General features: G+C 71.4%; 6 protein-coding genes. 4 read left to right on the forward strand and 2 right to left on the reverse strand.

Translation table 11 applies throughout. The annotated features are described in order from the left end of the window. The first annotated feature begins 212 nt into the window (after nucleotides 1-212). Both AB0924_RS38410 and hemC read left to right on the forward strand, forming a co-directional pair. Entirely contained in the window at nucleotides 213-983 is a 771-nt protein-coding gene (locus AB0924_RS38410) for an NPP1 family protein (RefSeq protein ID WP_358932848.1), read from the forward strand. Nucleotides 984-1,067: 84 nt separating this feature from the next. Then, entirely contained in the window at nucleotides 1,068-2,003 is a 936-nt protein-coding gene (gene hemC / locus AB0924_RS38415) for a hydroxymethylbilane synthase (protein WP_366913972.1), read from the forward strand. Between the two features lie 6 nt (nucleotides 2,004-2,009). Here hemC and AB0924_RS38420 read toward each other — a convergent pair whose 3' ends face one another. Continuing rightward, nucleotides 2,010-2,534, reverse strand: coding sequence for a hypothetical protein (locus AB0924_RS38420; RefSeq protein ID WP_358932852.1), 525 nt, complete (start codon nucleotides 2,532-2,534; stop codon nucleotides 2,010-2,012). A gap of 423 nt (nucleotides 2,535-2,957) precedes the next feature. On the opposite strand from AB0924_RS38420, the gene AB0924_RS38425 reads away from it, so the two are divergent. After that, entirely contained in the window at nucleotides 2,958-3,749 is a 792-nt protein-coding gene (locus AB0924_RS38425; RefSeq protein ID WP_358932854.1) for an RNA polymerase sigma factor SigF, read from the forward strand. 3 nt (nucleotides 3,750-3,752) lie between these two features. On the opposite strand, the gene AB0924_RS38430 is transcribed toward AB0924_RS38425, so the two are convergent. After that, the gene (locus tag AB0924_RS38430; protein ID WP_366913973.1) at nucleotides 3,753-4,085 is read right to left on the reverse strand and encodes an ANTAR domain-containing protein; all 333 of its coding nucleotides are present in this window, start codon (nucleotides 4,083-4,085) and stop codon (nucleotides 3,753-3,755) included. Nucleotides 4,086-4,212: 127 nt separating this feature from the next. Here AB0924_RS38430 and AB0924_RS38435 point away from each other — a divergent pair, with 127 nt between their 5' ends. Continuing rightward, a complete protein-coding gene (locus tag AB0924_RS38435; protein WP_358932858.1) occupies nucleotides 4,213-5,022 on the forward strand; it encodes a VOC family protein in 810 nt (269 codons plus the stop codon). Nucleotides 5,023-5,120 lie beyond the last annotated feature (98 nt).

The raw sequence follows: 5,120 nt of genomic DNA on the forward strand, positions 1-5,120 counted from the left end.
GCCCACCACGGCCACACCCCTCGACGGTCCGACTGGTCGGGCCAACCAGAGCCACCTCGATCAGCCGGAAAACAACCTAAATCACCGGTATTGCGGCTAGACGCGGCTGTTCCACGGTCCTTCACTTCTGTGACGCCTGTGACCCCTTGGCAGCGGGACGCAGGGCCGGGATGCTGAACCCCCCTGCCCCCCACCGCAGTTGGAGGTCCCCCATGCCCTCGCCGCGTATCCGCCCCCGGAGCTGGCTCGCCGCGCTGGCCGGTGCCGCCGCTCTCGTCGTGGCCTTCCCCTCCGCCGCCTTCGCCGCACCGCCCGCCGCCCTGCCCCGCAACGCCGAGCCCGCGGAACTGGCGTACCAGCCGGCCTTCGACTACGACACCGACGGCTGCTACCCGACGCCCGCCATCGGGCCGGACGGCGCGGTCAACGGCGGCCTGAACCCGACGGGCGCGCTGAACGGCAACTGCCACGACGCCTCCGACCTGGACAACACCAACAGCTATTCGCGCTACAAGTGCGACAACGGCTGGTGCGGCTACCTCTACGGGCTGTACTTCGAGAAGGACCAGGCGCTGGCCGGCAGCAGCATCGGCGGGCACCGGCACGACTGGGAGCACGTGGTGGTGTGGGTGCAGGACGGGCAGGTGCGGTACGTGTCGACGTCCAACCACGGCTCGTTCACCGTGCACCCGGTCTCCGAGGTCCGCTTCGACGGCGGCCACCCGAAGGTCGTCTACCACAAGGACGGCATCGGTACGCACTGCTTCCGGCTGGCCAACGCCAACGACGAGCCGCCGGAGAACCACGAGCACACCTGGCAGTACCCGCCGCTGGTCGGCTGGAACGGCTATCCGGCGGGGCTGCGCGAGAAACTGAGCGCCTACGACTTCGGCAGCGCCAACTTCGGCCTGAAGGACGCGAGTTTCGCCTCCCATCTGGCCTCGGCGAAACCCTCCGGCATCCCCTTCGACCCGAACGCCTGACGCCTCGCCACCGGCGCCGCCGGCTTACGGCCGTCCAGGGGGGAGCGTGGGAAGCGGCGCCCGTGAGGGTCTATGGTGTCCACCATGTCCGTGCCCGAGTTGATCCGTATCGTCTCCCGCGACTCGCCGATGGCCCTCGCCCAGGTCGAGCGCGTACGTGCCGAGCTGGGCGTACTGCGCCCGGGGGTACGCACCGAGGTCGTCCCCGTGAAGACCACCGGGGACAAGTGGCTCGGCGATCTGTCCCAGGTCGAGGGCAAGGGCGCGTTCACCAAGGAGGTGGACGCGGCCCTGCTGGCCGGGGAGGCGGACCTCGCGGTGCACTGTGTCAAGGACGTGCCCGCCGACCGGCCACTGCCCGCCGGCACGGTGTTCGCCGCGTTCCTGAAGCGGGACGACGTACGGGACGCGCTGGTCCACCCGGGCGGACTCACCCTGGACGAGCTGCCCGAGGGCACCCGGATCGGCACCTCCGCGGTGCGCCGGGTGGCCCAGCTCGCCGCCTCGCATCCGCACCTGGAGTGCGTGCCGTTCCGCGGCAACGCCAACCGCCGGCTGGCCAAGCTGGCCGCCGGCGAGGCGGACGCGCTGCTGCTCGCGGTGTCCGGTCTGGAGCGGATCGGCCGTGCGGACGTGATCAGCGAGGTGCTGTCCACGGAGACGATGATGCCGCCGATCGGCGCGGGCATCCTCGCCCTGCAGTGCCGCGAGGGCGACACCGAGCTGATCGACGTGATCAGCGATCTCGGTGATCCGGATACGCACCGGGAGGCCACGGCCGAGCGGATGTTCCTGCATGTGCTGCAGGGCCACTGCAACAGCCCGATCGCCGGTTACGCGCGCGTGGACCGCGGCGGCGAACTGTCCCTGCGGGCCTGCGTGTTCACCCCGGACGGCAAGACCCGGCTGAACGCCCACGAGTGGGCGGGCCGGCTGGACGCGGCCACGCTCGGCACCTCGGTCGCGGTGTCGCTGCTGCGGCAGGGGGCGCGGGAGATCATCGACGGCATCCCGCACTGACCCGGCTCAGGCGCCGCCCGGCTCCGTCTGCTCCTTGAGGAAGGCGCTCACCTGGTGGGCCAGGCTGCTCTGCGCGCCGGCCGCCGGGGCCGCGGGCGCGGTGGCCTCCAGCATGCCGATGCCGCCGGCCCACAGCCGGCGCTCGGTCCACTCCTCGTCCACCCGCAGCTGCACCTGGACGTCCACGTGCGTCAGGGACGCCTCGGGACCGGCCGCGTAGAGCACTGCGGTGGCCCGGCGCAGCGGGTAGACGTCGAAGCCCTCGATGAACTGGGAGTTCCGCCAGTCGATGAAGGCGCCCTCACCGTCCGGGCCGACCCGGACGTCGAGCTGGCCGTCTTCGAGGTGGATGCCGTAGTGCCGCGAGCCGCGGTTCTCGATCGTGACCCGGAGACTGAAGTACGTCAGACCCGTGGCGGCGTCGTCGCGTCCGCGCGGCGGCTCGGCCGCCTCCAGGCGGTGGACGCGGATACGCAGGCCGGCATGCTCGTCGTACTCCTGCCAGTCCCCGACCACGTTCGGCTCGTACACAATGCCCCTCTCCACCTTTCGAGAGCTGCTGTCTATCTGTGTGCCGAGCGCACTGTCAAATGAGCGGAATGCGCTGTGGCCAGCGGGTTCGCCCGCTTTGATCGGTGATCAAGCCCTGCCCAGGAGAAATCCTTCCGGCAGGGTCCCGGGCGGGGTCCGGGTGCGTGCCGCACATCACGTCCGCGGGGGGACCGACAGGCCGGGACACCGGGCGGCCCGGCGGGCTGGGACAGAGCCCGATGATGACCCGAATGGGTCGTTTTGTTTTGATATGCCCGATAGGGGGAATGGGTACTGAGTGCTTCGGACAGGAGGCACGTCCGTGGGAGCCGGTACCGGCCGGGCGCCCCGGTGTTCCTTCCAGCATCCGAGCGCACCCCCACGGTGTCTGTCGATCAGCACCTGCTGAGAGAGGTGCGCGCGATGCCTGTCACTGGCAGCACCAGGCCTCACCCCCACGACGACGCCCCTGACACGGGCAGGTCCTTCGAGCGGCTCGCGAGCCTGCCCGAGGGCGCGGAGCGTCGGACGCTCCGGGACGAGCTGGTCCGGCTCTGGCTTCCGATGGCCGAGCGGATCGCCGTAAGGTTCCGCGGCCGCGGAGAGTCCCTCGAGGACCTCTACCAGGTGGCCGCGCTCGGCCTGGTCAAGGCCGTCGACCATTACGACCCGGCCCGCGGCCGGGCCTTCGAGGCGTACGCGGTGCCCACCATCACCGGCGAGATCAAGCGCCACTTCCGCGACCACATGTGGACCCTGCATGTGCCGCGCCGGGTGCAGGACCTGCGCAACCGGGTCCGCGCCGCCCTCAAGGAGCTGGCCCAGACCACACCCGGCCGGGCACCCACGGTCACCGAGATCGCCGCGCACACCCGGCTGAGCGAGGACGAGGTGCGCACCGGCATGGAGGCGCTGGAGTGCTTCTCCGCGCTGTCCCTGGACGCGGAGGTGGCCGGCACGGACGGTTACGCGCTCGGGGACTCCCTGGGCTCACCGGACCCCGGCTTCGACCTGGTCATCGACCGGGCCGCGGTCAAACCGTGTCTGGCGGCTCTGCCCGAACGCGAGCGCACCATCCTCTACCTGCGGTTCTTCGGCGGGATGACGCAGAGCCGGATCGCCGAGCAACTGGGTATCTCACAGATGCACGTCTCGCGGCTGCTGAGCGGCTGCTTCGACCGGCTGCGCGAGGAACTGCTCGCGGAGGCGGGCTGAGGCTCAGTCCCCCGCCGTCCCCGGCACCTGGGTGGGGCCGTACCTGTCCAGGCTCTCCTCCAGGTCCAGGCTCTCCTCCAGCGCGGCGCGGATGTCGGGCGGGATCTCGCCGCGGCGGCCCCAGATGACGATCAGCTCCGCCACGTTGCGCAGCTTGATGTTGGTGTGCTGCGAGACGTCCTTCAGCACCTGCCACCCCTGGCCCGGGGTCACTCGGCCGAGGGCGACCATCATCCCGATGGCCTGGTCGACGACGGCGTGGGAGACCACGGCCTCCTTCAGCTGATCGACCTCCGCCTCCAGCTCGACGATGCGGTCCGCGTCGCTGTGCGTCATGCACCCATCCTGTCACCCGCCTGGACGATCGGCACCGGGGTACTCGACGCGCACTTCAGGCCCTTCCGGTTGGACACTGGTGCGTGAGCGGTGGCCGCCGGGCCCCGAGACTCAGGACGCGACAGCCATGAACGATGACAAGCGTGCCGGTGGCGGGACGAGGACGCGTGAGCTCGTCTCGACGCACTCCGTCTTCGGCGCCCCGTGCTGGGTGAGCCTGACCAGCCGTGATCTGGGCGCGACCCAGGAGTTCTACTCGGCCCTGCTGGGCTGGCGGTGGCGCGGCGCCAAGCTCGGCGAGCACTTCCGCATCGCCCTGGCGAACGGGGTGCCGGTGGCCGGGATCGCCGCGGTCGCCTCGATGTGGCAGATGGCGGTGGCCTGGACCCCGTACTTCGCGGTGCCCGACGCCGACGAGGCCGTGTCCCGGGCCCGGGAGCGCGGCGGTACGGCGGCGGTGGGGCCGCTGTCCTTCCCGCCGGGACGGGCGGCGCTGCTCGCCGACCGGGACGGGGCCACCTTCGGCATCTGGCAGGGCGAACTGGTCGGCAACTGGGAGGCCTGGCGTCAGGCGGCCCCCACCTTCATCCGGCTGCACACCCGCAACGCCTTCGACTCGGCGATCTTCTACGGCGAGATCCTCGGCTGGGCGACCGGCAAGCCGGGCTGCTGCGAGGTCCAGTACGAGGGCGGCGAGGTGGTGCTGCGCAGCCGGGGCGACGTGGTGGCGCGCATCGACTCGGGCGCGGTCGAGGCGGCCCCGGACCCGTCCGTGCGGCCGCACTGGCAGATCCACTTCGCGGTGGACGACGTGACGGGCTGCGCCCGCACCGCCGAGAAGCACGGCGGCAGCGTGCTGCACGAGGACGAGCAGGAGGCGATCCTGCGCGACCCGGACGGCGCCCAGTTCACGGTCACCTCCCGCAGCGCGCGCTGACCGATCCGCCCGGCCTGTTGCGGGGCGCCCACAGGTCGGTGGGCGCCCCGCAACAGACCCGGCCCCTAGTAGTGGCGGATAAGCGGCTGCCGCGGGCC

The organism is Streptomyces sp. NPDC047869, assembly GCF_040704065.1.
Taxonomy (GTDB): Bacteria; Actinomycetota; Actinomycetes; order Streptomycetales; family Streptomycetaceae; genus Streptomyces.

What these genes read in the sequence shown, in the direction of transcription:
- AB0924_RS38425 (WP_358932854.1), top strand. Translation starts at nt 2,958, where the DNA reads ATGCCTGTCACTGGCAGCACCAGGCCTCACCCCCACGACGACGCCCCT.
- hemC (WP_366913972.1), top strand. Translation starts at nt 1,068, where the DNA reads ATGTCCGTGCCCGAGTTGATCCGTATCGTCTCCCGCGACTCGCCGATG.
- AB0924_RS38430 (WP_366913973.1), bottom strand. Translation starts at nt 4,085, where the DNA reads ATGACGCACAGCGACGCGGACCGCATCGTCGAGCTGGAGGCGGAGGTC.
- AB0924_RS38410 (WP_358932848.1), top strand. Translation starts at nt 213, where the DNA reads ATGCCCTCGCCGCGTATCCGCCCCCGGAGCTGGCTCGCCGCGCTGGCC.
- AB0924_RS38435 (WP_358932858.1), top strand. Translation starts at nt 4,213, where the DNA reads ATGAACGATGACAAGCGTGCCGGTGGCGGGACGAGGACGCGTGAGCTC.